We start from the raw sequence: 26,026 nt of genomic DNA on the forward strand, positions 1-26,026 counted from the left end.
CCAAGGACTGCTTCGTGCCCCCTGCCGCCTCCGATCCGCGCCATCGCCTGTCCGTCGACATCGGCGGAACCTTCACCGACGTCGTGCTGGAGGGCGGCGGCCAGCGGCTGACTCTCAAGGTGCTGACGACGCCGCGCGCACCGGAGGAAGCGGTCATCGCCGGTTCTCTGTCGCTCATCGAGCGCGCGGGGCTGTCGCCGGCCGACATCGCGGTCTTCGTGCACGGCACGACGCTGGCGACCAATGCCATCATCGAGCGCAAGGGCGCCCGGGTCGCGCTCGTCGCGACGCGCGGGCACCGCGACATCATCGAGGTGGCGGACGAGAGCCGCTACGACCAGTACGACCTGTTCCTCGAACGGCCCCGCCCGCTGGTGGAGCGGCACCTGCGCTTCACGGTCGCGGAGCGCATGGACGCGCGCGGCGCCGTCGCCCTGCCGCTCGACGAGGCCGACGTTCGCGCGGTCGGACAGTCGCTGGCCGGCCTCGGGATCGAGAGCGTCGCGGTCGCGCTGCTGCATGCCTATGCCAATCCGGCGCACGAGCGCCGCGTGCGTGAGATCCTCGCAGAGTCCCTCCCCGGCGCGTCGATCAGTCTCTCGAGCGAGGTGTCGCCCGAGATCCGCGAGTACGAGCGGACGTCCACCGTCGTCGCCAACGCCTACGTCCAGCCGCTGATGGCGGGCTACCTGCGGCGGCTCGACTACGAACTCGCCGCGCGCGGCTTCCGCTGCCCCGTCTACCTCATGACCTCGGGCGGCGGCCTGACGACGCTCGAGGCCGCGGCACGATTCCCCATCCGCCTCGTGGAGAGCGGGCCGGCCGGCGGAGCCATCCTCGCGAGCCACCTGGCGCGCGGCAACGGCATCGCCAAGGCGCTGTCCTTCGACATGGGCGGCACGACCGCGAAGATCTGCCTCATCGACGACGCAACGCCGCAGTCCTCGCGCGCCTTCGAGGTCGACCGGCGCGACCGCTTCAAGAAAGGCAGCGGCTTTCCGCTGCGCATCCCCGTCATCGAGATGGTCGAGATCGGCGCGGGTGGCGGCTCCATCGCCAGGGTAGATGCGCTGCGGCGCATCACGGTGGGGCCGGACAGCGCCGGCTCCGAGCCCGGCCCGGCCTGCTACGGACGCGGCGGGGAGCGGCCCACGGTGACGGATGCCGACGTCGCGCTCGGGCGCATCGACGCGGCCGGCTTCGCCGGCGGGCGCATGCCGCTCGACCCGACCCGCGCGGAGGGGGCGCTGCTCGCCCATGTCGGCCAGCCGCTGGGCCTCGATGCTCCGCTTTCGGCCTATGGCGTCGCCGAGATGGTGGACGAGACCATGGCCAACGCGGCCCGCGTGCACGCCGTCGAGCGGGGCAAGGTCGCGGCGGACTACACGCTCATTGCCTTCGGCGGCGCCGCGCCGCTGCATGTCGCAAGGCTGGCGGAGAAGCTGGGCACTCCGTCCGTCGTGATCCCGCCCAACGCGGGCGTCGGTTCGGCCGTCGGCTTCCTGCGCGCGCCGCTCTCCTTCGAGGTGGTGCGCAGCCGCCGCATGACGCTCGGCGCCTTCGACGCAGCGGAGGCGAACGCGCTCGTCGCGGCCATGCGCGAGGAGGCCGAGGCCGTGGTGAGGCCCGGCGCAGGGGAGGATGCCGTCCTCACCGAAACCCGCGCGGCGCTGATGCGCTATGTCGGCCAGGGCCACGAGATCGTCGTGGCGCTTCCGGAGGGGACCTTCGGGCCGCAGACGCCGGCCGTGCTCGCCGAGCGTTTCGCGGCCGCCTACACGGCCCTGTTCGCCCGCACGATCCCCGACGCCCCCGTCGAGATCCTCTCCTGGACGCTCGCCGTCATCGGCCCGGCCGAAACGGGGCCGACCGGCGATCCCGTTCTCGCTCCTGTCCCCGCAGCCGACGCCGTGCCGTCGGGCTGGCGGGACGTGTATGACGCCATGACCGGGGTGACGGCACGCTGGCCCGTCCACGAGCGCGCGGCGCTGCGCCCGGGACACCGGGTCATCGGCCCGGCCGTCATCGCCGAGGACGAGACGACCACGCTCGTGACCGCGACCTTCGACGCCGGAGTGAACACGCTCGGCTGCATCGTCATGACCCGCAAGACTGCTTCCGAAGAGAACTGGGCCGCCGCATGACCGCTCCCGCGACCGCCGCCGGCCTCGCCGGCCTCAGCCACCAGATCATGTGGAACCGCCTGCTCGCGATCGTCGAGGAGCAGGCCCAGACGCTCCTGCGCACGGCGTTCGCGCCGATCGTTCGGGAGTGCGGCGACCTCTCCGCCGGCGTGTTCGACCTCAGGGGCCGGATGCTGGCACAGGCCGTCACCGGGACGCCCGGCCACATCAACTCGATGGCGGCGTCGGTGAACCACTTCATCCGGCACTTCCCGCTGGAGACGATGCGCGAAGGCGACGTCTACATCACCAACGACCCCTGGATGGGCAGCGGCCACCGCAACGACCTGGTGGTGACGACCCCGGTCTTCCGCCGCGGCCGACTCGTGGCGATCTTCTCTTGCACCAGCCACCTGACGGACCTGGGCGGCATCGGCTTCGGGCCGGACGCGACCGATGTCCACATGGAGGCGCTCGGCATTCCCATGCTGAAGCTCTTCGACCGCGGCGTTCTCAACGAGACGCTGATGGCGATGGTGAAGGAGAACACCCGCCTGCCGATCGAGTGCGAGGGCGACATCTACTCGCTCGCCAACTGCAACGAGATCGGGGCGAGGCGGCTCGTCGAGATGATGGACGAGTTCGACCTCGACGACCTCGGTCCACTCGCCGACCACGTCGTCGACAGCTCTCGCGCCGCCGTCATGGAGGCCTTCGCCGCGCTGCCGCGCGGCACGTGGACCAACAGCATGACCTGCGACGGCTACGACGAGCCGGTGACGCTGACGGCGACGCTCACGATCGCCGACGACGGCATCCACGTGGACTACGCCGGCACGTCGGGACAGTCGCGCAAGGGCATCAACGTGCCCCTCACCTACGCCACGGCCTACACCGTCTTCGGCCTCGCCAGCGCGCTGGTGCCTCAGGTCCCCAACAATGCCGGCTCCCTGTCGCCCTACACGGTGACGGCGCCGCCGGGCTGCATCGTCAACGCGCTGAAGCCGGCACCCGTGACCTGCCGGCACATCATCGGCCAGATGCTGCCCGACGTCGTGTTCGGGTGCCTGAAGCAAGCCCTGCCCGACCGGGTCCCGGCGGAAGGCACGTCGTGCCTCTGGAACGTCACCTTCCGCGGCCACGACCCGCTGGCGGAGCGCGAGTTCGTCTACACGGTGGTGACCAACGGCGGCACGGGGGCGCGGCCGGGCCGCGACGGCCTGTCGGCCACGGCCTATCCGAGCGGGGTGCGGGGCACGCCGATAGAGATCGTCGAGGCCATGACGCCGCTTCTCTTCTGGCGCAAGGAATTCCGCGTCGGCTCGGGCGGCGCGGGGGCGTTCCGCGGCGGCCACGGGCTCGACATGGAGATCGAGAACCGGTCCGGCCGCAGCATGGACCTGCTCGCGTCCTTCGACCGCATCGAGCACCCGCCGCGCGGCCGCGACGGCGGGGGCGACGGGCGCGCGGGCGAGCTGCTTCTGCGGGGTAGCGGCGAGCGGCTGCGGGGCAAGGGCACGCAGCACATTCCGGCGGGAGAGCGCCTCGTCGTCCGCACGCCCGGCGGCGCGGGGCTCGGACGCCCGTCCGACAGGCAAGCGGACCTCGTCGCGCGGGACCGGCGCGACGGGCTCGACTCCTCCGGCTGAGATCGCGCTGATGGCGCGGACCCGTGCGACGCAGGCGCTCGAGCGCCTCGGGATCGCCCACGAGGTGAAGACCTACGCCTACGACCCCTCGGCCGACCGGATCGGCCTGCAGGCGGCGGAGGCGCTCGGCGAGCCTCCGGCGGTCGTCCTGAAGACGCTGATGACCGAGGTGGACGGCAAGCCGGCCTGCGTGGTCCTGGCCTCCGATGCCGAGGTGAGCATGAAGCGCCTCGCGGCGGCGCTCGGGGCCAAGGGCGCCCGGATGATGAAGCCGGAGGCGGCGGAGCGAATCACCGGGTACCACGTCGGCGGGATCAGCCCGTTCGGGCAGAAGCGGGTCGTTCCGACCGTTGTCGACGCGTCGGCGCTCGGCCACGGGCATGTCTACGTGAATGGGGGCCAGCGGGGCGTGCAGATCCGTTTGACGCCAGCCGACCTCATGCGCGGATTGGCGGCCGTCGTTGCGCCGCTGGCGGCCTGAGGGCCGACGTGCACATTTTTGCACCATGTTGCACTGCAGTGTGGCACGTCATGCCTAGAACGTAGGCGATACGGGCCTAAGCCTTTCGTTTGTCAGCACAAACACGAAAGGCAGAAAATCTTTCTCGAAACCCTTGTCATGCTGCGCTGCAACATCTATATAGGGGTCGTGGCGTTCGCGCCACTTGCCCTCCTTGGGCGTTTCCTCCCTAGACTTGGGCCGGCTCGTGAGCCGGCCTTTTTTCTTGCCGCGGCGTGCCCCCTGGCCAGACGCCGCGTCGCCCCCGTCTCTGGGAAACCTGACGCCTGGCGCGTCAGAGCTTCTTTCCGTCCGGACCGAACGACTTGAGGTACGCCACGAGGTCGTTGACCTCCTGCTCGTTCGTGATGCCGGCGAAGATCATCTTCGTGCCGGGCACCTTCGCCTTCGGGTTCTTGATGTACTCACGGAAGGTCGCCTCGTCCCAGGTGATGCCCGAGCTCTTGTTGGCCTCCGAGTAGTTGTAGCCCTCATAGGAGCCGGCCTTGCGGCCGATCACGCCGTTGAGGACCGGTCCGACCGCGTTCTTCGCGTTCTCGCCGATCTGGTGGCAGGCGCGGCACTTGAGGAAAACCTTTTCCCCGGCGGCAGCGTCCTGGGCCAGAGCCGCAGCCGATGACAGCGCGAGAGCCGCAGCTGCGGCCAGCACGGTGTGAATCGTCTTCATGTTGGATGTCTCCTGCGTGGGCCGGTTTTCGGCCGCTCATTTTACGCCGGGGACGTGTGGATGGATCGCAAGACCTCTCGTCCTCGTGAATGGCGGCACCCGGATGTCAAGGCAGCGTGACACTTTGTGACGCGCAGGCTAAGGTCCGTCGGCGCGCGACTGCGCTCATGCGCGTCGCTTCGACGTCTCCTCCGGCCCGGCCGCAGGGCGCGCGCCTGGCGGTGGGGCAATTTGGACGATGGCAGTCGCGTTTCCTTTCTCGGCGATCGTGGGCCAGGACGAGATGAAACTCGCCCTCATGATCGCGGCCGTGGATCCTTCCGTCGGCGGCGTTCTCGTCTTTGGTGACCGCGGCACCGGCAAGTCGACCGCCGTGCGTGCCCTCGCGGCGCTCCTGCCTGCCATGCGCGTGGTCGATGGCTGCCGCTACGGCTGTGATCCGGATGGCGCCGGCGGGCGCTGCGCCGACTGTGCCGACCGGATGGGCGAGAAGCGCAAGACGCGGCTGGCTCCCGTGCCGGTTGTCGACCTGCCGCTCGGCGCCACCGAGGACCGCGTCGTCGGCGCCCTCGATCTCGAAAAGGCACTGGCAAGCGGCGAGAAGGCCTTCGAACCCGGCCTCCTCGCCCGCGCACACCGGGGCTTCCTCTACATCGACGAGGTGAACCTGCTGGAAGATCATCTCGTCGACCTGCTGCTGGACGTCGCCGCGTCCGGCGAGAACGTCGTCGAGCGCGAGGGTCTCTCCGTGCGCCACCCGGCCCGCTTCGTCCTCGTCGGCTCCGGCAACCCGGAGGAAGGCGAGTTGCGGCCGCAGTTGCTCGACCGGTTCGGCCTTTCCGTCGACGTCAGGACGCCGACCGACATCCCCACGCGGGTGGAGGTGGTGCGACGTCGCGACGCCTTCGAGCGCGATCCGGCGGGCTATGCCGCCCAGTGGGAAGGCAAGGACAAGGCGCTGCGCCGGCGCATCGCAGCCGCGCGCAACCGGTTGCAGACGGTCGACGTGCCCACTGCGACACTGGAATCGGCCGCTCGGCTCTGCCTCGCGCTGGGGACCGACGGTCTCCGTGGAGAGCTCACGCTGCTGCGGACGGCGCGGGCGCTGGCGGCGCTGGAAGGCGCCGACAGCGTCGGGCTCGCGCAGTTGCGGCGCATCGCGCCGCCGGCGCTCCGGCATCGGCTGCGCCGCAACCCGCTCGACGACGCGGGCTCGGACGTGCGCGTGGAGCGTGCCATCTCCGAGGTCCTCGCCGCATGAGCGAGGCCGCCGCCCCGTCGGCGTGGGCGGAGGCTTTGGCAGCCGCCATGCTCGCGGCGGTCGATCCCTGCCATCTCGCCGTCTGCGTGAAGGCCCGGCCCGGCCCGGCGCGAGAGCAGTGGCTCGCCGTCCTGCGCGGGTCCCTGCCGGCGGGAACGCCCTGGCGAAAACTGCCGTCCCACGTCACGGACGACAGGCTTCTCGGCGGGCTTGATCTCTCCGCCACGCTCTCCGGCGGCCGTCCCGTCCTCCAGCGCGGCCTCCTCGCCGAGTGCGACGGCGGCTTTCTCGTTGTTCCGATGGCCGAGCGGCTCTCCGCCGGCACCGCCTCCCGTCTCTCGGCGGCGCTCGACCGCGGCGAGATCGCGGTGGAGCGCGACGGCCTCGCCGCCCGTCTTCCGGCACGCATCGGCCTCGTGCTTCTCGACGAGGGCATCGATGACGAGGCGCCACCCGCGGCCCTCCTCGAGCGCTGCGCCATGCTCGTCGACATCGACGCCATCACGGCGGGCGAGGCCGCCGAGGGCGAGGCCGACCCGGCCGGCGTTGCGGCCGCGCGCGCCGTTCTGCCGGGCGTGACCGCGACCGAGGCCGACGTCGCGGCGCTCGTCGAAACCGCGGCCGCGTTCGGCGTTCCGTCGCTACGCGCGCCGCTGGCCGCCTTGCACGCTGCGCGTGCATCCGCGGCCCTCGACGGTCGGGATGCCGTCACGCGCGACGACATCGTCCGCGCCGCCAGACTCATCCTCCTCCCGCGCGCGACCCGACTGCCGCAGGAGTCCGAGCAGCCCGACGAACAGCAGCAGCCCGAGCCGCCCCCGGAGGATCCGCAGGCCGAGAACCAGCCGCGCGAGGACGGGCCGCTGGAGGACCGGATCGTCGACGCGGTCGCCGCCACGATCCCGGCCGGCCTGCTGGCGCGGCTGCAGGCGGGCATCGCCGCGCGCCAGCGCGCGGCGTCCGCGGGCAAGGCCGGCGCGGCGCAGTCGTCCGCTCTGCGGGGGAGGCCGCTCGGCAGCCGTCGTGGTGAGCCACGAGCCGGTGCAAGGCTCGACGTGGTCGAGACGCTGCGTGCCGCGGCTCCGTGGCAGCGGCTGCGGCGAGCGGCTGGGTCCGGCCGGGTCCAGGTGCGCAGCGACGATTTCCGCATCCGTCGCTTCGCGGAGAAGCGGGAGACGACCACCATCTTCGCCGTCGACGCGTCAGGATCGTCGGCCCTGCACCGCATGGCGGAGGCGAAGGGCGCGGTCGAGCTGCTGCTCGCCGACTGCTACGTGCGCCGCGACAGCGTCGCGCTGGTCGCCTTCCGGGGCACGCAGGCCGAGCTGCTGCTGCCGCCGACGCGCTCGCTCGTCCGCGCCAAGCGCAGCCTCGCCGCCCTGCCCGGCGGCGGCGGCACGCCGCTCGCGTCGGGCCTCGACGCGGCCCTCGCGGTCGCCGAGGCGGCGCGGCGGCGCGGCCAGACCCCGGTCATCGTGGTGCTGACCGACGGGCGCGCCAACATCGCGCGCGACGGGCGGCAGGGACGCGGGCCCGCGGCGGAGGACGCGCTTGCGGCGGCGGGTCGGATCCGCGCGACCGGCATCGCCTCCCTCCTCATCGACATCTCGCCCCGCCCCGCCGAGCAGGGCGCCGGCGTTGCGGCGGCCATGGGCGGGCGTTACCTGCCGCTGCCGCATGCGGATGCGGCCCGGGTCTCGTCCGTCGTCCGTTCGATCGCCGCGAGCGGTTGAGGACAGCGCTCGACGGCTTGCCAATCACGTTGACACTGATAGTGTCAGTATATGTTGACACTCGATCCCGTCCGCTCCAGCCCGCCGGTGGCGGAGGACCGGCGACCGCTTGCGGTCGTCGTCGGCAGCGGGTTCGGCGGGCTCGCCGCCGCGGTCCGGCTCGGCGCACGGGGCTACCGGGTCGAAGTCCTTGAGCGGCTGGAGCAGCCGGGCGGACGCGCCAGCGTCTTCCGGCAGGACGGATTCGTCTTCGACGCGGGCCCGACCATCATCACCCTGCCCTCGCTGTTCGAAGAGCTGTGGGCCCTGTGCGGCCGGCGCCTGGAAGATGATGTCGACCTGCGGCCCCTGGATCCCTTCTACCGGATCATCTTCCCGGACGGGTCGAGCTTCGCCTGTTCCGGCGACGACGTCGCGATGCGCGAGGAGGTGCGGCGGATCAATCCGGCCGACCTCGACGGCTACGAACGCTTCCTGCGGGTGAGCAAGGAGATCTACGGCTTCGCATTCGAGCAGCTTGGCCAGATCCCGTTCAACACACTGGGCACGATGGCGAAGGCGGTCCCGGGCTTCGTCCGGCACCGCGCCGATCGCTCGGTCCACGCGCTGGTGAGCCGCTACATCCGCGACCCCAAGCTGCGCATCGCCTTCAGCTTCCACCCCCTCTTCATCGGCGGGAACCCGTTCCGGGTGACGTCGATGTACGCGCTCGTAAGCTATCTCGAGCGGCGCTTCGGCGTGCACTTCGCGATGGGCGGCACGGGCGAGCTGGTCAAGGGCCTCGTCGGCCTGATCGAAGGCCAGGGCAACCGCGTCCGCTGCAGCACGGAGGTCGCCCGCATCGACGTCGTGGAAGGCCGGGCGACGGGCGTGACGCTCGCAAACGGTGATCGCATCGCGGCGGACGTGGTGGTGTCGAACGCCGACTCGGCCTGGACCTACACGAAACTGCTGCCGCCCGGCGCCTCGCGCCGCTGGTCGCCGGAGAAGATCGCGAAGGCCGACTACTCCATGTCGCTGTTCGTCTGGTACTTCGGCACGAAGCGGGTCTACCCGCACGTCGACCACCATACGATCCTGCTCGGACCGCGCTATCGCGGGCTCCTCGACGACATCTTCCGCCGGAAGGTGCTCGCCGACGACTTCAGCCTCTACATCCACCGGCCGACCGCGACGGACCCGTCGATGGCGCCTCCGGGCTGCGACACATTCTACGCGCTGTCACCCGTGCCGCACCTGCAGGCCGGCGTCGACTGGGAACGCGAGGCCGAGCCATACCGGCAACGCATCGAGGCGGCCCTGTCGGAACGGCTGATGCCGGGCCTGAAGGATGTCGTGGTGTCCTCGAAGGTGATCACGCCGATCGACTTCCGGGACCGGCTGTCCTCCATCCACGGCGCCGCCTTCGGGCTCGAGCCGACGCTGCTGCAGAGCGCGTGGTTCCGCCCGCATAACGTCAGCGAGGACATCGCCAACCTCTACCTCGTCGGCGCCGGCACGCATCCGGGCGCCGGCGTGCCGGGCGTGATCTCGTCCGCGCGCATCCTCGACCAACTGGTGCCCCATGGCGCGACGCTCCGCTGACCGCCGCGCCGAGGCCGACTACGAGGCCTGCCGGGCGCTCATCCGGCAGGGATCGAAGACCTTCTTCGCCGCCTCGCTGCTGCTGCCCGACGAGGTGCGGCGCTCCTCCTACGCGCTCTACGCCTTCTGCCGCCTGTCCGACGACGCGGTCGACGCGCCGGATGCCCGGCGCGACGCCGTGGAGCGCCTGCAGCGACGGCTGGACCGCATCTACGAGGGTCGGCCCGGCGCGCACGCGGCCGACCGCGCCTTCGCGGACGTCGTGGCCCGCACCGCGCTGCCGCGCGCCCTGCCCGAGGCGCTGCTCGAGGGACTGGCATGGGACGCCGACGGCCGGCGCTACGAGACGCTCGCCGACCTGCGCGCCTATGCGGCCCGCGTCGCTGCCACGGTCGGCGCCATGATGACGGTGCTCATGGGCGTGCGGCACGGGCCGACGCTGGCGCGGGCCTGCGACCTCGGCGTCGCGATGCAGCTCACCAACATCGCCCGCGACGTGGGCGAGGACGCCCGCAACGGGCGGATCTACCTGCCGCTCGACTGGCTGCAGGAGGAAGGCCTGGACGCCGACGGCTTCATCGCCGCCCCCTCCCCCTGTGCGCGGACCGCCCGCCTCGTCGAGCGCCTGCTCGCGGCGGCCGACGCGCTCTACGAGCGCGCCACGGGCGGCATCGCCGGCCTGCCGCCGGCCTGCCGGCCCGCCATCCATGCCGCGCGCCTGATCTACCGCGAGATCGGCCGGGAGGTGGCACGCAACGGCTTCGACTCGGTGACGCGCAGGGCCGTGGTACCGACCTCCCGCAAGCTGACGCTCGTCGCCGCGGCGCTGGCGGGCGCTGCCACGGCGGGCGGACGCGGCATGGCCGTGGACCCGCTGCCAGAGACGCGATTCCTCGTGGAGGCGGCGGCGGCCGGCGTCAGCCCCGCCGAAGCAGACGTCACGGGCGCCGGGCCGCTGCAGGCGGTCGATCAGCGGATCGGCTGGGTCATCGACCTGTTCGGCAAGATCGAGGAGCGCCAGCACGCCATGCCCGGGCCGGCGGACCGCGGGCGCGTCCTCGCTCCCTGACGGGCATCCGGTGCGGCGCAACGCGCGTATCGACCGCGGAGGGTCTCCATGGACGACGCGACGCCGCTGATCCTGATCGAACTCGTGCTCACCTTCGGAGGCGTGCTCGCCTTCGCGTGGTGGCAGCTGCGTGAACTCAACCAGCGCGCTGCTGCGCGAGAGGCCGCCCGGCGGGAGGCCGAAGCGCGCGGCGAGCCGCCGCCGGAGGGCTGACGCTCACGGCTTGCGCGGCTTGAGCAGCAGCAGGAGCGAGCCCGAGACGATGAGAGCGGCGCCCGCCAGCGCGCTCCACGTCGGCCACTCGCCGAAGCCGAGGATGCCGATGAGCACGGCCCAGACGAACCCGGTGTACTCCACCGCGCCCACGCGCGCGGCCGGGGCACGCTTGAAGGCCTGCGCGAAGAGGAAGTGGCCCAGCGTGCCAAGGATGCCGATGACCGCGACGGACACCGGCTCGGCCCGCATGAGTGCGAAGGGCGCCGAGGTCGCGGCCGCGAGCGGCAGGGCCATGCTGGCCGTGAAGAGATTCTGCGTGGCGACGATCCAGGTGATGTGGTCGCTCGCCGTGCGGGCGCGCAGAAGCACCATGGCCAGCGCGTAGGTGAACGCCGCCGCGATGGCTGCCGCCACACCCTTCGCGTCGTGGCCGAAACCGTCGCGACCGAGCCCCTTGCCCACGGCGATGACGAGCACGCCGGCGAAGCCGAGCACGATGGCGAAGCCGGTCGCCGGGCTCACCCGCTCGCCCAGGATAACGCGGCCGAGGAGCGCCATGAAGAGTGGCGCCAGGTAGCCGAAAACCACCGCCTCGACGAGCGGCAGCTGCGAGAGCGCGTAGAAGAAGAAGACCGCCGTGGCGAGGACCGTCACCGAGCGGACGGCATTGGCCCTGATCATCTCGCGCGTCGGCCACGGGGGGCGCTGGATGAGCAGCAGCGGGATGCAGCACAGCGTGCCGACGACGTAGCGGGCGGCGACGAGGTCGAACGTGCTCCACTGCGCGGTCAGGCTCTTGATGACGGCGTCCATCGCCGTCAGCACGATCAGCGCCAGGACCGCGAGCAGGATCGGCAGGGCCGAGGGGTCGTTGCGGTCGGTGCTCACGCCCCGGCACGCCCGGCGATGGCGCGGGAGAAGCCGAACTCGAGCGAGCGGGCGGCATCATGCAGCGCGCGGGTGCCGGGAAAGCGCTCGAACCCGTGCCGCTGGTAGAAGCGGTGGCCGGCGGTGAACCGGGTGTCCGACCACAGCACGAGGCGGTGTCCGCCCCGCGCCCGGGCGTGGTCCTCGGCGAGGCCGAGCAGGGTCGCCGCGAGGCCGCGCCCCCGCATGCCAGCGGCCAGGTAGACCTTGAAGAGCTCGAAGACGTCGGGGCGGACAGTGCGGGCCACGGCAAGCGAGCCGATGACGCGGTCTCCCTCCGTCACGACCCACAGCGCTCCGTCGTGCGCCGCAAAGTGGGTGGCTGGCGCCGCGAGTTCAGGGAACTCCGCGTCGACGAAGGGGCAGTCCTCGTACTCGGCGAAGACGCCGGCGATGAGAGCCCGGATGCCGGGCCCGTCGGCGTCGACGGCCGTTCGGATGGTGAGAGAGGATGTGGCTGACATGGGTCGGGGGACAGGCCGCGGCGGGGCTACCGCTTCTCGCATGAACGACGGGCGGGGAGAAGGGGGCAACCGCCGGGATCGCCCCTCCTCGGGCCGGCCCACGACCGGGTCAGCCGCCGCGCTCGTCCTCGTCGGCGAGCATCCGGTCCACCTGGGCCTGCGTGAGATGCCCGTCGTCCGACTGCAGGCGAGGTCCGTTCTCGAGGGTGCCGGCATTGGCGCGGCGGGGCCGCACCTCCTCCGCGAGCCGATCCGACACATCGGCGGGAGTGTCGACCACGGCGCGGACCGCCGCCAGCCGCGACTCGAGGTCGGCCAGCAGTCCGACCACGTTGCCGATGCGCTGGCCGGTGAGATCCTGGAAGTCGCAGGCCTGGAAGATCGCCAGCGCCCGCTCGGAGATGTCGTCGATGGCGTCGGCTGCCGGGCCGCGGCCGACGAGTACGCGCAGGCGCTCGGCCGCGCCGTCGATCTCCTCGCTCGCGGCCAGGATGGCATGGGCGGCGCGGGCGGCGTCCGCCACGACGGCCTCGAGCTCGGTCATGGCCCTCCGCAGGCCCGTCCCCGCCACCAGCGCGGCGCGAACGACCCCGACCGACCGGTCGGACACGGCAGGCGACGGCTCGACCGGGCCCGGGCGGGAGCCCGCGCTGCGCTCGATCCGGTAGAGCCTGGTGGTGACGGCCATGCTGGAGACCCCGGCGCCACGGATCCGGCGCCGTCGGGGAGTGTGCCGCACAGCGGCGAAGAGCGCGTTAACGCCGGCGGCGCATGGCGCCGGCCCGTCAGCCAGGAAGCGCAACCGCAAGTATTCGTTCACCACGGTCGTTGACCGGCGGATAACCCTGCCCGCCGATGATCGCGGCCGTCCGGACAGGAGGTCCGGGCCGATCGCGAGGACCGTCATGAACAAGACCCTGCTCCTCGGCCTGATGGCCGCAGCCCTTGCCGCCGCGGCCCCCGCCGCCGCGCAGACCCGCCCCAATCTCGGCGGCGGCTTCATCGAGCTGCTGATGACCGGCCGCGACCCCACCCCCTCGCGCGGCGCCTCACCTGCGACCGGGATGATGCAAGCACCGTCTGCACCGGCGACGGTGAGCACCGCGGCGCTGGCCGGCCCCGCGACCCGCATCCCGTCAGGCTCCGGGCAGATCGAGCAGGCGTTCGACCCCAAGTTCGCGCGGCAACGGGTCGACTTCGAGGGCACCTACGCCCCGGGCACCATCCTCATCGACATCGAGGAGAAGTTCCTCTTCCTCATCCTCCCCGGCGGACAGGCGATCCGCTACGGCATCGGCGTCGGCCGGCCCGGCTTCCTCTGGACCGGCACGAAGAACGTGACGCGAAAGGCCGAGTGGCCAGACTGGACGCCGCCGCCGGAGATGCTGAAGCGCCGCCCGGACCTGCCGCGCTTCATGGAGGGAGGGCCGGACAACCCGCTGGGCGCGCGAGCGCTCTATCTCGGTTCGTCGCTCTACCGGATCCACGGCACCAACGAGCCGAACACGATCGGGACGAACGTCTCGTCGGGCTGCATCCGCATGCTGAACGAGGACGTGATCGACCTCTACAACCGCGTGAAGGTCGGCACCCGCGTCGTCGTGATCTGAGGGGGCTTCAGCCGGACGCGCCGTTGGCCCGGCCCGCGATGACGAGGCCGAGGTCGACGAGCCTTCGCCAGATGGCCTCGGCGTCGTCGGCGAAGCTGAACAGCGACAGGTCGGCGCGCTCGACGACGCCGGCCTCTGCCATCGCCTCGAAGTTCACGATCCGCGTCCAGTAGGCGCGGTCTGCGAGCACGATCGGAACGCGCGGCGCCTTGCCCGTCTGGCGCAGCGTCAGCATCTCGAAGAGCTCGTCGAGCGTCCCGAAGCCGCCGGGGAACACGACCAGCGCGTTGGCGCGCATCGCGAGATGCATCTTGCGCATCGCAAAGTAGTGGAAGTTGAAGGTGAGGTCCGGCGTCGAGTAGGGGTTGGGCTCCTGCTCGTGCGGCAGGGTGATGTTGAAGCCGATGGACGGCGCGCCGGCGTCGCGGGCGCCGCGGTTGGCGGCTTCCATCACGCCCGGACCACCGCCGGTGGCAATGACGTTGTCCCTCAACCCGCCGTTCTGCGTCAGCGCGCCGCCGCGCTGCGACGCCAGTTGCCCGAAGCGGCGGGCCACGGCGTACCAGCGGGCGCCGTCCGCGCCGAGCGGGCCGGCCCCGTCCTCCCGGGCGCGAGCGGAGCCGAACACCACGATCGTGGAGCGGACGCCCCAATGGCGCAGATGCTCCTCCGCCTTGGCGTACTCGAGCATGAAGCGCACGCCGCGCATGCTGTCGCCGAGGAGGAACTCGGAATCGAGCGCCGGCAGCCTGAAAGCCGCCGACGCCTTCTGGGGTGCGTTGTCGTCGGTCACGGACGACGGGTATCAGGCCCAGTCGCCGCCGTCATCGCCCATGTCGCCGCCGTCGTCGAAGGCGGCAGTGTCGTAGCCGCCATCGTCGGCCATGGGGTCGTCGGGCGCCGCATGGCTCGCCGGGCTCGCCTCGGGCGAACCGCCGAGCGCCTGGCCCACCTGATCGCCCAGCGAACCGTCGCTCAGGCTGGTCACCGGGTCGGTGAGGCTCGAGGCGAGGTCGCCGCCGTGGCTCTGCATGAGCGACTGGATGCCCGAGAACAGCAGCGCGCCACCGGCGACGCCGGCGGCCGTGGCCATGGCGCTGCGCAGGAAGCTGCCGCCGGCCGGTGCACCGCCCATGGCGGCCTGCTGGCCGCCCCACGGGCCGGCCGGCCGGGCCGGCATGCCCGGAACGCCCATGGGCGCCGCTGCCTGCCGCGCGCCGAAGGAGGGAATCCCGCTCGCCGAGCGCTGGGGCGCGGCGGGCTGGGCCGGACGCGGCGGCTCGCCGCCAAAGAGCGACTTGCCGAAGCCGCCGAGGAAACTGCCGGCGCCCTGCTCGGCGGTCCGGCGGGCCTCGGCGAGTTCGGCCTCGAGTTCCTGGATGCGGGCGGCGGCGGCCTTGAGCCCCTCCTCCTGCACGATGACGGCCTGTGCCAGCAGATAGGGCGCGTAGGGCTGCGCACGCACGGACTCGGCGATGAGGGCCTCGGCGTCACGGTCGCGCGGCGCCGCTGCGTTCTGCCTCACGCGGTCGAAGAGACCTTCGAGCAACTGACGTTCATCGGGGGTCATGATCGATCCTCGCTGGTGGCGCCGGCCTCCGCGCCGGCGTCGCAGCCGGTATGTGGGAAGCGCGGGGCCGTTCACCAAGGGCCAACCCATGCGAAGGGCGCCCGCCTCGCGGCGGACGCCCTGCCGAACGACGACGTATGCGCCGATCAGAACTCTTCCCAGCCGGCCCCTCCGCCCGCGGCGCGGCGCGGTTGCGGGGCCGGGCGTGCGGCCGCGGGCTTCGCCGCCAGCTTCGGCGCCGGCTTGCCGGCTCCGGCGCGGGCGGCTCGCGGTTCCTCGGCGAAGGCATCCGCGGCGAGACGCCGCAGGCGATCCGGCTCGCTCGTCGCGGCCGGGGTCCGGGCCGCCGCCGCATGGCTCGTGCGGAACGTCGCGACGAGGTCGTTGAGCCGCTGGATCTGGCTGGAGAGGGAGGCCGCGGAGGCGGCGCTTTCCTCGGCGAGCGCCGCGTTCTGCTGGGTCATCTCGTCCATGTGGGCGACGGCCTGGCTCATCTCGTCGATGCCGTTGGCCTGCTCGCTCGAGGCCGCCGAGATTTCGCTCACCGTCCCCGCCACCTTCTGCGAGGCCTCGACGATCCGGCCGAGCGCATCCCCCGCGGAGCGCACCAGCTTGACGCCCTGGGCGACCTCTGTCGTCGACGTGTTGATCAGCGCCGTGATGTCCTTGGCGGCGTCGGACGAACGCTGGGCGAGCGTGCGCACCTCGCTGGCGACGACCGCGAAGCCCTTGCCGGCCTCGCCGGCGCGAGCCGCCTCGACGGCGGCGTTGAGGGCGAGCAGGTTCGTCTGGAACGCGATGTCGTCGATGACCGACGTGATGTCGGTGATCTTCTGGCTCGCCTGCTCGATCCGGGTCATCGCGTTGACGGCCTGGGTGACGATGGAGCCGCCGTTCTCGGCGACCTTCATCGCCTCCTCGGCGAGGTCGACGGCCTGACGGGACGACTGAGCGGAGGCCTTCACCGACGCGGCGAGTTCCTCCGTCGTGGCGGCCGTCTCCTCCAGCGAGGAGGCCTGCTCCTCGGTGCGGCGGGAGAGATCGTCGGCACCGGCGTTGATCTCGCGGGCGGCGCCGGCGACGTCGACAGCGGTGGTCTGGATGGTCGCCACCGTGTCGGAGAGGCGTGCGATCGTCTCGTTGAGGCTCGCCTGCAGCTCGCCGAAGACGCCTTCGTACGAGCTGGTCACGGTGCGGGTCAGGTCCCCGTGCGACAGCGCCGAGAGAGTCTGGGCGAAGTCCTTCATCACGACCTCGACCGTCTCCGACACGCGGTTCATGCCGGCCGCGATCTCGCGGACGAAGCCCTGCTTGTCGTCCATGGCAAGCCGGCGCGTGAAGTCGCCGCGGCTGGCCGCATCGACGACGCCGGCGACCTCGGCCTCGGCCTCGAGTTCGGTCGTGACGTCGCGCCACTCGAGCGTGTGCCCGATCCGCTCCTTGGCTGCGTTGTAGATGTAGGCCATGTCCACCATGATCGTGCGGCCGCCGACGACGTAGCGCACCTTGCGCGTCTCGCCGTTGTCGCTGATCAGGTCGCGCTTCAGCGCCGGGTTCGTGCGATAGCAGTCGATGTGCTGCCCCTGCATCCACTCCAGGCTGAAGCTGGGGTTCGTCGTGCGGAAATTCGGCTCGAGCTGGCGGATGAGCCGCCCGAGCGCGCTGCTCATGTAGATGATGCGCTCGTCGGGGTCCGTGATCATGAGCATCGTCGGCGAGCCGTCGAGCGCCGCGAGCGTCAGCGTCTGCTGTGCTCCGAGGCCCTGGAACATCTTCAGCGCCCGGGCGATGTCGCCGATCTGGTTCCGGTTCTCGGTATAGGGGACGAGCTGCTTGTAGTCGCCACCCTGGAAGCCGCGGATGACGCCGATGAGGTCGGCGATCGGCCGCTGGATGGTGCGGGCGAAGAGCACGGCAAGGCCGAGCACGAGCAGGATCACGATCGCCGCCGCCCCGAGGTTGCGCCCCATCTCGGTGCGCATCTTCACGATGCGGTTCTGAAGGACCGTCACGAGGGCCTTGTCGGATTCGGCGCTCAGCGTGGCAACCTCGGCCACGATGCCGTCGAAGGCGGTCTTGAGCGCCTGCCGGTCCGCCGGGGTGACGGGCGAGCCTTCGGCGCCCTTGCGGATGAGGCCTTCCCCGACGGCATCGAATGCATCGATGCGCGAGAGCATGGGAGCGAGGAGGGGACGGAGCTTCGCCGCGAGCTCGCCATCCATCGCTGCGAGCGCCGAGGCATAGGCCGCCTTCAGGCCGTCGCGCTGGTCGTCGAGATGACCCATGGCGACGCGCATCCGGCCGTAGTCGGCCATCGTGAGCTTGCCCTGCGTGAACAAAGGCTCGGCGCCGCGCAGGAAGTCCACCGTCGCTGCGGTGACACCGGGAAGGCGGTTCGTGATCGCATCGATGAGGTAGAAGGAATCGAGGTCCGGATCGAGCGTCAGGTTCGAGCCATCGGCCACCTTGCGCAGCGCGAGCTGGCCGCTCTCGAGAGCTTCGGCGACCTTGCCCGCCGCGAGGTGGCCCACGAAGGCCGCAACCGTCTCGCCGCTGCCGAACAACGCGTCGTTGGCGGGCGCAACGGACTTCAGCGCAGTGGCCGACGCCGCCATGCGCGAGGCGTCGCCGCTGGCCGCGGCGGCATAGGCCTGCAGGATCTTGTCGACATAGGCGACGCCGGCGATCTCCTTGCGGGCGAAGGCGTCATCCTTCAGCACCTGGTTCACGTACAGGAAGGTCAGCAGCGCCAGCGGGGCGGCGACGAGCGCCAGCAGGACGGCAATCTTCGGGCCGATATTGAGATCGAGCGTGCGACGGACGATCGACAGTCCGGACTTCATGGGTGGCCTCACGTGCTCAAATAATGCAGGCGGACCCGTCGTCACTCGCCCGAATGACCTATCCGGCTGCTTGCAGGACTTTTTGTATGCAATTTGGAATAAACATCAGTTAAGCCCACGCTGCGCAAAATCAAGCTTCGACCCCGCTTTTGTAATTGTTTTGCTGACACTGCCAGAACCTGGCAGTGCAATCATTGCGAGTATGTCGGCCGACGGAAACGGAACATTTACGGTGCCGGATCATCATGGGGTCGGTTTCCCACGCTCCGGTCGAGCATGTATCGCGTCGAGTACCACCGTCTCCGCTTCCTCGTCGTCGACGACAACACGTACATGCGGCGCATCGTGAAGACGCTGCTGCACGGGTTCGGCGCGCGCGAGGTCTTCGAGGCGGAGGACGGCGCCGCGGCGCTCGACGCCTTCGCGTCCCACTACCCCGACATCGTGTTCACGGACTGGGAGATGCCGCTCATCAACGGCATCGACATGGCCAAGCTGATGCGCTGTTCCGACAACAGCGTGAACCCCTACGTGCCGATCATCATGGTGACGGTGCACTCCGAGCGCCACCGCGTCATCGAGGCGCGCGATGCCGGCGTGACGGAGTTCCTCGTGAAGCCGTTGTCCGCGCAGGTGGTGCACCAGCGGATCCTCAGCGTGATCGCCCAGCCGAGGCCCTTCATCCGGACGGCGACCTATTTCGGACCTGACCGCCGGCGCACCAAGACCGGCGAGTACAACGGGCCGGAGCGCCGCTCCGGAGGCAACGCCGAACTCATCGCTCCGCGCAAGCTCGCGGCAGGACTCGTGCAGGAGTGACGGGCATGATGAAGAAGCTCAACAACCTCGAGCCGCAGCGGACGGTCCATGCGGACCATTCGGTGATCGTGCCGCCGAACACGCTGCGGGCGAAGGCACTGGTCAAGGTGAAGAAGGGCCAGCAGGAAATCGACGAGATGATCGAGCGCGCCGACAGGGCGCTCGAGTCCCTTGCGCCGAGCTTCACCGAGTGGATGAACAACGAAGTCCTGCGCCTGTTCGAGTCCATGGACACGTTCGACGCCAGCGACCAGGGCGAGGAGGCGAGCAAGGCCTTCTACATCGTGGTCCACGACATCCGCGGCCAGGCCCTGCAGTTCGGCTATCCCATCGCAGGCCAGCTCGCCGGGGGCCTCTGCTCCCTTCTCGAGAGCCGCCACGAGGCGCCCATCCCGGCGATCATCATGCGCCGCTACGTGGAGGCGATCGCCTCCATCGTGCGCGCCGGCATCCGCGACGAGGCGAACTCGCTCGCCGTCGAACTCGCCCGCACCCTCGCGCATGTCGTGACGGAGTACCGCTCCCGCGTCGCGGAAGGTCGCGCCGTGGCCCTGCGCGAACGCGCGGGCGACTGAACTCCGATCCGTTTCCAACCGACGCTCGTCCGCCCTTCGCGTTCGCCTCGAACGCGGAGAGAACAATTTTAAGGGTTGCCCATTATCAAGGTGTAGTTCCCGAATGGGACAACCTTAGGTCGGCTATCTGGAGAAGGGTTGCCCTTGCCGTTCGACCGTTCCCGCCCCGTGCTGGTCGTCGACGACAATTTCGCGATCATCAGGATCGTGAAAACCCTGCTCGGTGCGCAGGGCGTGCGCGAGGTCGACGGAGCGGGCAGCGGGCCGGAGGCGATCCGCCTCCTCGCCAAGAAGCCCTACGGCCTCGTGATCTCGGACTTCTTCATGATGCCGATGAACGGCATCGACCTGAAGCTGGTGATGGATCGCCGCCCCGACTGGAAGGCCATCCCCTTCGTCATCATGACGACGAAGGAGGAGACCTACGACCGCACGAAGTTCGAGCGGGCCCACATCCACAACATCCTGCTCAAGCCCTTCACCGCCGAGACGCTCATCGCCGAGGCGGACCGGGCCGCGGGCTGACACACGCCCGGACGCGTCAGCGGCTCTCCCGCACCACCGCCTGGAGATCGAGCAGGGCGACCACCTCGTCCCCCTTGACCAGCAGCGCCTGCAGCACGTCGTCGCCATCGCCGGCCACTTCGGGCGCCGGACGCAGATCAGACGGAGACACGTCGACGATGTCGGAGACGGCATCCACGAGAATGCCGCCATAGCGCTCGCCGAGATCGATCACGATCACCACTGAGGAGCGGGACACGGGCGACGGGCCGAGGCCGAGGCGCACGCGCAGATCGTAGACGGCGATGATCGCGCCCCGAAGGTTGATGACGCCGAGGACATGGGCTGCCGCGTTGGGCAGCGGTGTCGTGGGCTGCCAGCCCTTGATCTCGCGGACCGATGAGACGTCCACGCCGAAGGAGCGTCCCTCGACCCTGAAGGTGACGACCTGCTGCAGGCGCGCGAGCCCGCCCACGACGGCAGCAGGCGCCGGTGACATCGTGGCTTCGACGGACAGCGTCATGGCGTTCTCCAATCCCATCCTGCCGGCACCGCTCAGCGCGGCAGCCGGCCCAGCATGTCGAGCAGGCGCTGCGGGTCGAACGGCTTCACCATCCATGCCGTCGCGCCGGCCTTGCGACCCTCGGCCTTGATGTCCGAGCTGCTCTCCGTCGTCAGGATGATGATCGGAACGTCGCCGCCATCGGTGCGCTGGCGGACGGCGCGCGTGAACTCGATCCCGTCGAGTACCGGCATGTTGAGGTCCGTGATGACGACGTCGGGACGGTCCTCGGCGAAGCGGGCAAGGCCCTGCTCGCCGTTCTCGGCCTCCACCACCTCGTATCGTGCCGCGCGAAGCGTGCGGCACAGAAGTTCGCGCAACGTGCGCGTGTCGTCGATCGCAAGGATCCGCACCAGTCTTCTCCCTCGCCGGTCGTTGCCGGCTGCCTGCCCTGTTCCGGCGCCATGGCCGGTTTCGCGCGCGACCATGCCGCGCGGGCGTTAAGATTCGGTGGGATGGACGCTCGAAAGCCGGGCGACGAAGCAAAAGCTCCGTCAACGACAGGCACGAGGGGCCCGGAGAGACGGCCGGCGGCGCCGGAGGCTCCGCCCTGCCCTCACTCGAGGATCATGTCGTCCTCGTTGCCGGACTTGGCGATGATGATCTCGCCCTTGTCGGCCAGGCCCTTGGCGATGGCGATGATGCGCTGCTGCGCCTCGTCCACCTCCTTGAGGCGGATGGGACCGAGGCCGGCCATCTCGTCGAGGAAGACTGTCGCCGCGCGCTGCGTCATCTTGCTGGTGAAGAACTCCCGCGTCGCCTGGGACGCGCCCTTCAGCGCCTTGGCGAGCTCCGCCTTGTCGACGTTGCGGATCAGCACCTGCGCCGAATTGGGATCGAGGCGCGTAATGTCCTCGAACGTGAACATCAGGGCACGGATGCGCTCGGCCGACTTGAAGGCCGCCTGCTCCAGCGCCTCCATGAACTTCGTCTCGTTCTGGCGGTCGAAGGAGTTGAAGATCTCGGCCAGCAGGTCATGCGCGTCGCGCCGCGACGTCTGTGACAGGTTGGCGATGAAGTTCGTGCGCAGGCTCTCCTCGATCTGGTCGAGGGTCTCCTTCGACACGGTGTCGATCTGCAGGATGCGCAGCATGACGTCGGTGGCGAACTCCTCCGGCAGGAGGGCCAGAACCTTGGCAGAATGCTCGGCCTTGATGCGGGACAGGATGAGCGCGACGGTCTGCGGGTGCTCCGTCTTCAGGTAGGCGGCGAGCAGGTTGTCCTGCACGTTCGACAGGCGCTGCCAGATCGTGCGGCCGGCGGGACCGCGGATCTCCTCCATGATGGGGTCGACACGCTCCTTGGGCAGGAGCTTCAGCAGCAGTTCGTGCGTGCGGTCGAAGTCGCCGACGACGGTCAGGCGGTTGTACTGGTTGGCGAGGTCGCCGAGCACCTGCTCGACCAGCTTGGAACTCACCGTGCCCAGCGTCGACATGGCGAGCGTGACCTTGCGGAGCTCGTCGTCGTCGAGGGAGGACCAGATCGGGCTGCCATGGTCCTCGCCCAGGACGAGCAGGAGGACGGCGGCCCGCTCGGGGCCCGTGAGTTCGGAAGCGCGGCGTTCGTCGACGTCGGCCATGGAGCGATCCCGCGTGGGCGAAGCAAATCAGTGCGGCAAATCAGTGCGCGGAAGGTACAATCAACAGGAGTCTGGACAAAGATTTTTCGATCAGGACGCGAAACGGCGCCTTGTCGGCTATAGCGGCATGCCGAGAAGCACATTGCCCCACAGCCGATCCCGCACCACCACCGGGACGGCGATCAGCTTCGCCGCCCGCCAGTGGCCGTCAGGCATGAGCCGCATGAAGGCGCTCAGCTGGAACGACGCCTGATTGCGGGCCGCGATCATGACCTTGGACCGATCGAAGAGGCGCCGGTTGCGGGCATGCCGCTCGTTCCAGAGGCTGTCACCGGGACGCTGGGGCTGCGACGTGGCGGGCTCGTGAACGGGGATGTAGCTGTTGCGGTCGCATGCCACGAGAAAAAGCCGCTGCGGGCACAGCGACCGGTGCCGCTCGAGGATCGGCGGCAGGATGCGCTCGTAGAAGGCGAGCGCCTTCGATTCGTACTGCAGCGGATCGGTACCGGGGATCGGCCGGTACTCGGTCGTGACGAGGTCGTCGTCCGCGACCGCACCTCCGAGAAGCGCGTCCGTGAAGGCCGTCGCGATCTCGGCCGCCGTATCCTGAGCCAAGCGAATGAGCGGCTGGTTCTCCCGCTCCGCCTCGGCGAGCCGGGCCTGGAGCACCGCCATCGTCTCGGGGGTCACGCGGGGGAAGGCGAAGTGGATGCCGTCATCCATGACCGACCGCACGACCGCCTCGACCGTGCCGATTCCCTCGATGACGAGGGTTCCCGCATCGCCCTCGTGCAGCCCGACCTGCGCCGGCTCGACCAGCCCCCCGCCGACGGAGAGATCGAGCGTCTGCAGTTCGGCGGCAGGGCGGTTGCTGCCGGAGGGCGGCAGGAAGCGAGCTGGGAGCCGCACCGGGAACCGTGCGCCCTGGCGCCGGTCTCGCCCTTCCGCGTGGTGGAGAAAGGCGGTCGAGCGTTCCGACAGGCGCCGCACGGTGGGCGCCATCCGGGCCGCGGTATCGCCCACGCGGCGCGTCGCATCGGCCGCCTCGGCCGTCATGCGCGTCATCGCCTCGGCCTTGCGCGAGACGATGCTGACGAACTCGAGGCTCTCGCCCGCGCGCGACGCCACCTCGCGGGCGCCCTCGATCTGGGTGCGCACGGCGTCGCGGACGGAGCCCATGACGGGACCGACCCGCTCGAGCAGGTCGGCGATGTCGGTGACCGTCTCACCGCTGCCGCGCGCGACCGCCTGGAGGCCGACGATGTGGGAGGAAATCTCGTTCGTGGCCGCCTGTACCTGCCCGGCAAGGGCCTTGACCTCGGTCGCCACCACGGCGAAACCCCGGCCAGCCGCGCCCGCCCGCGCCGCTTCGATGCTGGCGTTCAGGGCGAGCAGATTGGTCTGCCGTGCGATGGCGTTGATGATGGCGACGACGCCCGCGATGCGCTCCACCGCCGCGGAGAGCTGCGTCATGTCGGCCGTTACGGTGCCGGCGAGCGACTGGGCGTCTGCGATGAACTCGTCGCTGCCGGCGACATGACCCTCGATGACCTCCCCGGTCTGCTCGAGGTGACGGGTCGTGTCGGCGAGACCCGAAGCGACCTCGAAGGCCGCGCCCGACAGCGAGGAGAGTTCGTGGCTCGCCTCGCGCATGCTCTCCATGATCTCAGTGGTGCGGTCGATCTTGCCGCGCACGTCCTCGGCGGCGTGGCCGACGACCCGCATCGTCAGGATGACGTCCTCCTCGACCTGCCGAAGCACCTCCGACAACGGCTCGGACTGCGCCGGCGCGGGCGAAGCCGGTGGCGGCGCCGTTTCAGGAGGCGAGGCCGGCGGTCCCACAGGCGCCTCGGCGCGCCGCCTCAGCAGGCGGGCGAACAGCACGGTGCACTCTCCGGGGGGATCAGGGCTCGGTTCGTCACGCAGGGAGAGTATCGCCTGCATATTAACAATTATGAGTTGTACACCCTGTTCCTGAAGGGAACGGCCGATCGCACCAGGGCCGGGACGCGAACCCCGAAGTTTTGGGGCGATTATTTCCGTTTCGGAAAGACTGAATGGTATTGCTGTCTGCTTCCGAAAAGCCGGGGTGCTTGCGAGAGTGCCCGCCGTCATGAGCCGCATTGCCCAGGGGAGGGTTCGCATGTCCGTCGCAACGTTGTCCGGTCTGGTCATCGAGGGGCCCGTCGCGGGGCGGGCCGCGGAGATCCTCAATCCCGAGGCGAAGACCTTCCTCGAAGGCCTGCACCGCAGCTTCAACGAGACCCGCAAGCGGCTGCTGAAGCTGCGCGAGGAGCGGCAGAAGCGCTTCGACGCGGGCGAGCTTCCCGACTTCCTCGAGTCCACCCGGCACGTCCGCGAGGGCGACTGGCGCGTCGCGTCCATCCCGGCCGACCTGCTCGACCGCCGCGTCGAGATCACCGGTCCGGTCGACCGGAAGATGATCATCAACGCGCTGAACTCGGGCGCGAAGGTGTTCATGGCCGACTTCGAGGACGCGTCGTCGCCGACGTGGGAGAACATGCTCGAGGGCCAGGTCAACCTGAAGGACCGTTGGCAGGGCACGATCGACTTCACCGACGCGACGACGGGGAAGGCCTACCGCCTCTCCGAGAAGCCCGCCGTCCTGCTGGTGCGCCCGCGCGGCTGGCACCTGCCGGAGGCCCACGTCACGGTTGACGGCGAGCCGATGTCGGCCTCGCTTTTCGACCTCGGGCTCTACGCCTTCCACAACGCCAAGGCGATCGTCGGAAAGGGCTCGACCCCGGCCTTCTACCTGCCGAAGCTGGAGAGCCACCTCGAGGCGCGGCTATGGAACGACGTGTTCTCGCACGTCGAAGAGAAACTCGGCCTTGCGCGCGGCACGATGAAGGCGACCATCCTGATCGAGACGCTGCCGGCGTCGTTCGAGATGGACGAGATCCTCTACGAGATGCGCGAGCACATCGTCGGCCTCAACTGCGGCCGGTGGGACTACATCTTCTCGTTCATCAAGCGGCTCGGAAAGAACGCCCGCTTCCTCACGCCGGACCGCTCGGCGATGGTGATGGGCTCGAACTTCCTCGCCGCCTACTCGCTCCTGCTGATCAAGACCTGCCATCGCCGGGGCGCCTTCGCCATGGGCGGCATGGCGGCGCAGATCCCCGTGAAGGGCGACCCCAAGGCCAACGAGGTCGCCTTCGAGAAGGTGCGCAACGACAAGCAGCGCGAGGCGGCCGACGGGCACGACGGCACGTGGGTGGCCCACCCGGACCTCGTGCCGGTGGCCATGGAGGTCTTCGACCGCCTGATGCCGTCGCAGAACCAGCTCAACAAGATGCGCGAGGACGTCAACGTCATCCGCGACGACCTGCTGTCGGTCCACCCGGGTCGGCGCACGGAGGCGGGCCTGCGCGAGAACATCCGCGTCGGCGTGCAGTACATCGAGGCGTGGCTGCGCGGACGTGGCGCCGTGCCGCTGTACAACCTCATGGAGGACGCCGCGACGGCCGAGATTTCCCGCGCTCAGATCTGGCAGTGGCTCTACCACGGCGCCACGCTGCACGACGGGCGCAAGGTGACGCCGGAGCTGTTCAAGGAGATCATGGCCGACGAGATGGCCAAGGTCCGCGAGGCCATCGGCCCGGCGACCTACGACAAGGGCCGCTTCGCCGAGGCGACGAAGCTCTTCGCCGAGATGTCGCTCGCCAAGGAGTTCGCGGAGTTCCTCACGCTGCCAGCCTACAAGCTGCTCGGCTGAACAGAGCCTGCA

At 70.2% G+C, this 26,026-nt stretch carries 24 protein-coding genes; 13 read left to right on the plus strand and 11 right to left on the minus strand.

Annotated features, from left to right (window positions below):
- Positions 1-14 precede the first annotated feature (14 nt).
- From ACX9GQ_RS09385 to ybaK, 3 genes are read left to right on the plus strand one after another with little or no spacing between them, the layout of a single operon-like run.
- Positions 15-2,144 (plus strand): hydantoinase/oxoprolinase family protein, encoded by a 2,130-nt coding sequence (locus ACX9GQ_RS09385; protein WP_459629257.1) that lies wholly within the window; start codon positions 15-17, stop codon positions 2,142-2,144.
- Positions 2,141-3,772, plus strand: a complete 1,632-nt coding sequence (locus ACX9GQ_RS09390; RefSeq protein ID WP_459629258.1) for a hydantoinase B/oxoprolinase family protein — start codon at positions 2,141-2,143, stop codon at positions 3,770-3,772. The genes ACX9GQ_RS09385 and ACX9GQ_RS09390 overlap by 4 nt, the downstream gene beginning before the upstream one ends.
- Before the next feature lie 7 nt (positions 3,773-3,779).
- Positions 3,780-4,253: a Cys-tRNA(Pro) deacylase gene (ybaK, locus tag ACX9GQ_RS09395; RefSeq protein ID WP_459629318.1), complete on the plus strand. Its 474-nt coding sequence runs from the start codon at positions 3,780-3,782 to the stop codon at positions 4,251-4,253.
- Positions 4,254-4,566: 313 nt separating this feature from the next.
- Here the strand turns inward: ybaK and ACX9GQ_RS09400 are convergent, their stop codons facing one another.
- Positions 4,567-4,959: a c-type cytochrome gene (locus ACX9GQ_RS09400; protein WP_459629259.1), complete on the minus strand. Its 393-nt coding sequence runs from the start codon at positions 4,957-4,959 to the stop codon at positions 4,567-4,569.
- 238 nt (positions 4,960-5,197) lie between these two features.
- Here ACX9GQ_RS09400 and bchI point away from each other — a divergent pair, with 238 nt between their 5' ends.
- From bchI to ACX9GQ_RS09425, 5 genes are read left to right on the plus strand one after another with little or no spacing between them, the layout of a single operon-like run.
- On the plus strand, positions 5,198-6,220 hold the full coding sequence (gene bchI / locus ACX9GQ_RS09405) for a magnesium chelatase ATPase subunit I (protein ID WP_459629260.1): 1,023 nt from the start codon (positions 5,198-5,200) through the stop codon (positions 6,218-6,220).
- Positions 6,217-7,953, plus strand: a complete 1,737-nt coding sequence (locus ACX9GQ_RS09410; RefSeq protein ID WP_459629261.1) for a magnesium chelatase subunit D — start codon at positions 6,217-6,219, stop codon at positions 7,951-7,953. Before bchI ends, ACX9GQ_RS09410 begins: the two co-directional genes overlap by 4 nt.
- Before the next feature lie 51 nt (positions 7,954-8,004).
- Complete coding sequence (locus ACX9GQ_RS09415; protein ID WP_459629262.1) at positions 8,005-9,537, plus strand: phytoene desaturase; 1,533 nt, start codon at positions 8,005-8,007, stop codon at positions 9,535-9,537.
- Complete coding sequence (locus ACX9GQ_RS09420; RefSeq protein WP_459629263.1) at positions 9,518-10,606, plus strand: phytoene/squalene synthase family protein; 1,089 nt, start codon at positions 9,518-9,520, stop codon at positions 10,604-10,606. The genes ACX9GQ_RS09415 and ACX9GQ_RS09420 overlap by 20 nt, the downstream gene beginning before the upstream one ends.
- Before the next feature lie 48 nt (positions 10,607-10,654).
- The gene (locus ACX9GQ_RS09425; RefSeq protein WP_459629264.1) at positions 10,655-10,819 is read left to right on the plus strand and encodes a hypothetical protein; all 165 of its coding nucleotides are present in this window, start codon (positions 10,655-10,657) and stop codon (positions 10,817-10,819) included.
- A gap of 3 nt (positions 10,820-10,822) precedes the next feature.
- On the opposite strand, the gene ACX9GQ_RS09430 is transcribed toward ACX9GQ_RS09425, so the two are convergent.
- The 3 genes from ACX9GQ_RS09430 to ACX9GQ_RS09440 all read right to left on the minus strand — a co-directional run bounded on the left by ACX9GQ_RS09430 (position 10,823) and on the right by ACX9GQ_RS09440 (position 12,901).
- Positions 10,823-11,710 carry a DMT family transporter gene (locus ACX9GQ_RS09430; protein WP_459629265.1) on the minus strand — a complete coding sequence of 296 codons (888 nt, stop codon included), beginning with the start codon at positions 11,708-11,710 and terminating at the stop codon, positions 10,823-10,825.
- Positions 11,707-12,213: an N-acetyltransferase family protein gene (locus ACX9GQ_RS09435; protein ID WP_459629266.1), complete on the minus strand. Its 507-nt coding sequence runs from the start codon at positions 12,211-12,213 to the stop codon at positions 11,707-11,709. Before ACX9GQ_RS09435 ends, ACX9GQ_RS09430 begins: the two co-directional genes overlap by 4 nt.
- A gap of 109 nt (positions 12,214-12,322) precedes the next feature.
- Complete coding sequence (locus ACX9GQ_RS09440; protein ID WP_459629267.1) at positions 12,323-12,901, minus strand: protein phosphatase CheZ; 579 nt, start codon at positions 12,899-12,901, stop codon at positions 12,323-12,325.
- A gap of 217 nt (positions 12,902-13,118) precedes the next feature.
- Here ACX9GQ_RS09440 and ACX9GQ_RS09445 point away from each other — a divergent pair, with 217 nt between their 5' ends.
- Positions 13,119-13,823, plus strand: a complete 705-nt coding sequence (locus ACX9GQ_RS09445) for a L,D-transpeptidase (protein ID WP_459629268.1) — start codon at positions 13,119-13,121, stop codon at positions 13,821-13,823.
- A 7-nt stretch (positions 13,824-13,830) separates the two neighbouring features.
- On the opposite strand, the gene ACX9GQ_RS09450 is transcribed toward ACX9GQ_RS09445, so the two are convergent.
- From ACX9GQ_RS09450 to ACX9GQ_RS09460, 3 genes are all read right to left on the minus strand, one after another.
- Positions 13,831-14,616, minus strand: coding sequence for an LOG family protein (locus ACX9GQ_RS09450; protein WP_459629269.1), 786 nt, complete (start codon positions 14,614-14,616; stop codon positions 13,831-13,833).
- Between the two features lie 12 nt (positions 14,617-14,628).
- Complete coding sequence (locus tag ACX9GQ_RS09455) at positions 14,629-15,393, minus strand: DUF2076 domain-containing protein (protein ID WP_459629270.1); 765 nt, start codon at positions 15,391-15,393, stop codon at positions 14,629-14,631.
- Positions 15,394-15,539: 146 nt separating this feature from the next.
- Positions 15,540-18,236 carry a methyl-accepting chemotaxis protein gene (locus ACX9GQ_RS09460; RefSeq protein WP_459629271.1) on the minus strand — a complete coding sequence of 899 codons (2,697 nt, stop codon included), beginning with the start codon at positions 18,234-18,236 and terminating at the stop codon, positions 15,540-15,542.
- Between the two features lie 276 nt (positions 18,237-18,512).
- On the opposite strand from ACX9GQ_RS09460, the gene ACX9GQ_RS09465 reads away from it, so the two are divergent.
- The 3 genes from ACX9GQ_RS09465 to ACX9GQ_RS09475 all read left to right on the plus strand — a co-directional run bounded on the left by ACX9GQ_RS09465 (position 18,513) and on the right by ACX9GQ_RS09475 (position 20,155).
- Complete coding sequence (locus tag ACX9GQ_RS09465; RefSeq protein WP_459629272.1) at positions 18,513-19,055, plus strand: response regulator; 543 nt, start codon at positions 18,513-18,515, stop codon at positions 19,053-19,055.
- Positions 19,056-19,060: 5 nt separating this feature from the next.
- A complete protein-coding gene (locus ACX9GQ_RS09470) occupies positions 19,061-19,630 on the plus strand; it encodes a hypothetical protein (RefSeq protein ID WP_459629273.1) in 570 nt (189 codons plus the stop codon).
- Between the two features lie 144 nt (positions 19,631-19,774).
- Entirely contained in the window at positions 19,775-20,155 is a 381-nt protein-coding gene (locus tag ACX9GQ_RS09475; protein WP_459629274.1) for a response regulator, read from the plus strand.
- 16 nt (positions 20,156-20,171) lie between these two features.
- On the opposite strand, the gene ACX9GQ_RS09480 is transcribed toward ACX9GQ_RS09475, so the two are convergent.
- From ACX9GQ_RS09480 to ACX9GQ_RS09495, 4 genes are all read right to left on the minus strand, one after another.
- Positions 20,172-20,657, minus strand: a complete 486-nt coding sequence (locus tag ACX9GQ_RS09480; protein ID WP_459629275.1) for a chemotaxis protein CheW — start codon at positions 20,655-20,657, stop codon at positions 20,172-20,174.
- A gap of 32 nt (positions 20,658-20,689) precedes the next feature.
- Positions 20,690-21,049, minus strand: a complete 360-nt coding sequence (locus ACX9GQ_RS09485) for a response regulator (protein ID WP_459629276.1) — start codon at positions 21,047-21,049, stop codon at positions 20,690-20,692.
- 203 nt (positions 21,050-21,252) lie between these two features.
- Positions 21,253-22,275: a flagellar motor switch protein FliG gene (gene fliG / locus ACX9GQ_RS09490; protein ID WP_459629277.1), complete on the minus strand. Its 1,023-nt coding sequence runs from the start codon at positions 22,273-22,275 to the stop codon at positions 21,253-21,255.
- A gap of 117 nt (positions 22,276-22,392) precedes the next feature.
- Positions 22,393-24,159 (minus strand): methyl-accepting chemotaxis protein, encoded by a 1,767-nt coding sequence (locus ACX9GQ_RS09495; protein WP_459629278.1) that lies wholly within the window; start codon positions 24,157-24,159, stop codon positions 22,393-22,395.
- A 259-nt stretch (positions 24,160-24,418) separates the two neighbouring features.
- Here ACX9GQ_RS09495 and aceB point away from each other — a divergent pair, with 259 nt between their 5' ends.
- Positions 24,419-26,014: a malate synthase A gene (gene aceB / locus ACX9GQ_RS09500; protein WP_459629279.1), complete on the plus strand. Its 1,596-nt coding sequence runs from the start codon at positions 24,419-24,421 to the stop codon at positions 26,012-26,014.
- Positions 26,015-26,026 lie beyond the last annotated feature (12 nt).

This window comes from Alsobacter sp. R-9 (assembly GCF_054612375.1).

What these genes read in the sequence shown, in the direction of transcription:
- ACX9GQ_RS09390 (WP_459629258.1), top strand. Translation starts at nt 2,141, where the DNA reads ATGACCGCTCCCGCGACCGCCGCCGGCCTCGCCGGCCTCAGCCACCAG.
- ACX9GQ_RS09400 (WP_459629259.1), bottom strand. Translation starts at nt 4,959, where the DNA reads ATGAAGACGATTCACACCGTGCTGGCCGCAGCTGCGGCTCTCGCGCTG.
- bchI (WP_459629260.1), top strand. Translation starts at nt 5,198, where the DNA reads ATGGCAGTCGCGTTTCCTTTCTCGGCGATCGTGGGCCAGGACGAGATG.
- ACX9GQ_RS09410 (WP_459629261.1), top strand. Translation starts at nt 6,217, where the DNA reads ATGAGCGAGGCCGCCGCCCCGTCGGCGTGGGCGGAGGCTTTGGCAGCC.
- ACX9GQ_RS09415 (WP_459629262.1), top strand. Translation starts at nt 8,005, where the DNA reads ATGTTGACACTCGATCCCGTCCGCTCCAGCCCGCCGGTGGCGGAGGAC.
- ACX9GQ_RS09420 (WP_459629263.1), top strand. Translation starts at nt 9,518, where the DNA reads ATGGCGCGACGCTCCGCTGACCGCCGCGCCGAGGCCGACTACGAGGCC.
- ACX9GQ_RS09425 (WP_459629264.1), top strand. Translation starts at nt 10,655, where the DNA reads ATGGACGACGCGACGCCGCTGATCCTGATCGAACTCGTGCTCACCTTC.
- ACX9GQ_RS09435 (WP_459629266.1), bottom strand. Translation starts at nt 12,213, where the DNA reads ATGTCAGCCACATCCTCTCTCACCATCCGAACGGCCGTCGACGCCGAC.
- ACX9GQ_RS09440 (WP_459629267.1), bottom strand. Translation starts at nt 12,901, where the DNA reads ATGGCCGTCACCACCAGGCTCTACCGGATCGAGCGCAGCGCGGGCTCC.
- ACX9GQ_RS09445 (WP_459629268.1), top strand. Translation starts at nt 13,119, where the DNA reads ATGAACAAGACCCTGCTCCTCGGCCTGATGGCCGCAGCCCTTGCCGCC.
- ACX9GQ_RS09455 (WP_459629270.1), bottom strand. Translation starts at nt 15,393, where the DNA reads ATGACCCCCGATGAACGTCAGTTGCTCGAAGGTCTCTTCGACCGCGTG.
- ACX9GQ_RS09460 (WP_459629271.1), bottom strand. Translation starts at nt 18,236, where the DNA reads ATGAAGTCCGGACTGTCGATCGTCCGTCGCACGCTCGATCTCAATATC.
- ACX9GQ_RS09465 (WP_459629272.1), top strand. Translation starts at nt 18,513, where the DNA reads ATGTATCGCGTCGAGTACCACCGTCTCCGCTTCCTCGTCGTCGACGAC.
- ACX9GQ_RS09470 (WP_459629273.1), top strand. Translation starts at nt 19,061, where the DNA reads ATGATGAAGAAGCTCAACAACCTCGAGCCGCAGCGGACGGTCCATGCG.
- ACX9GQ_RS09480 (WP_459629275.1), bottom strand. Translation starts at nt 20,657, where the DNA reads ATGACGCTGTCCGTCGAAGCCACGATGTCACCGGCGCCTGCTGCCGTC.
- fliG (WP_459629277.1), bottom strand. Translation starts at nt 22,275, where the DNA reads ATGGCCGACGTCGACGAACGCCGCGCTTCCGAACTCACGGGCCCCGAG.
- aceB (WP_459629279.1), top strand. Translation starts at nt 24,419, where the DNA reads ATGTCCGTCGCAACGTTGTCCGGTCTGGTCATCGAGGGGCCCGTCGCG.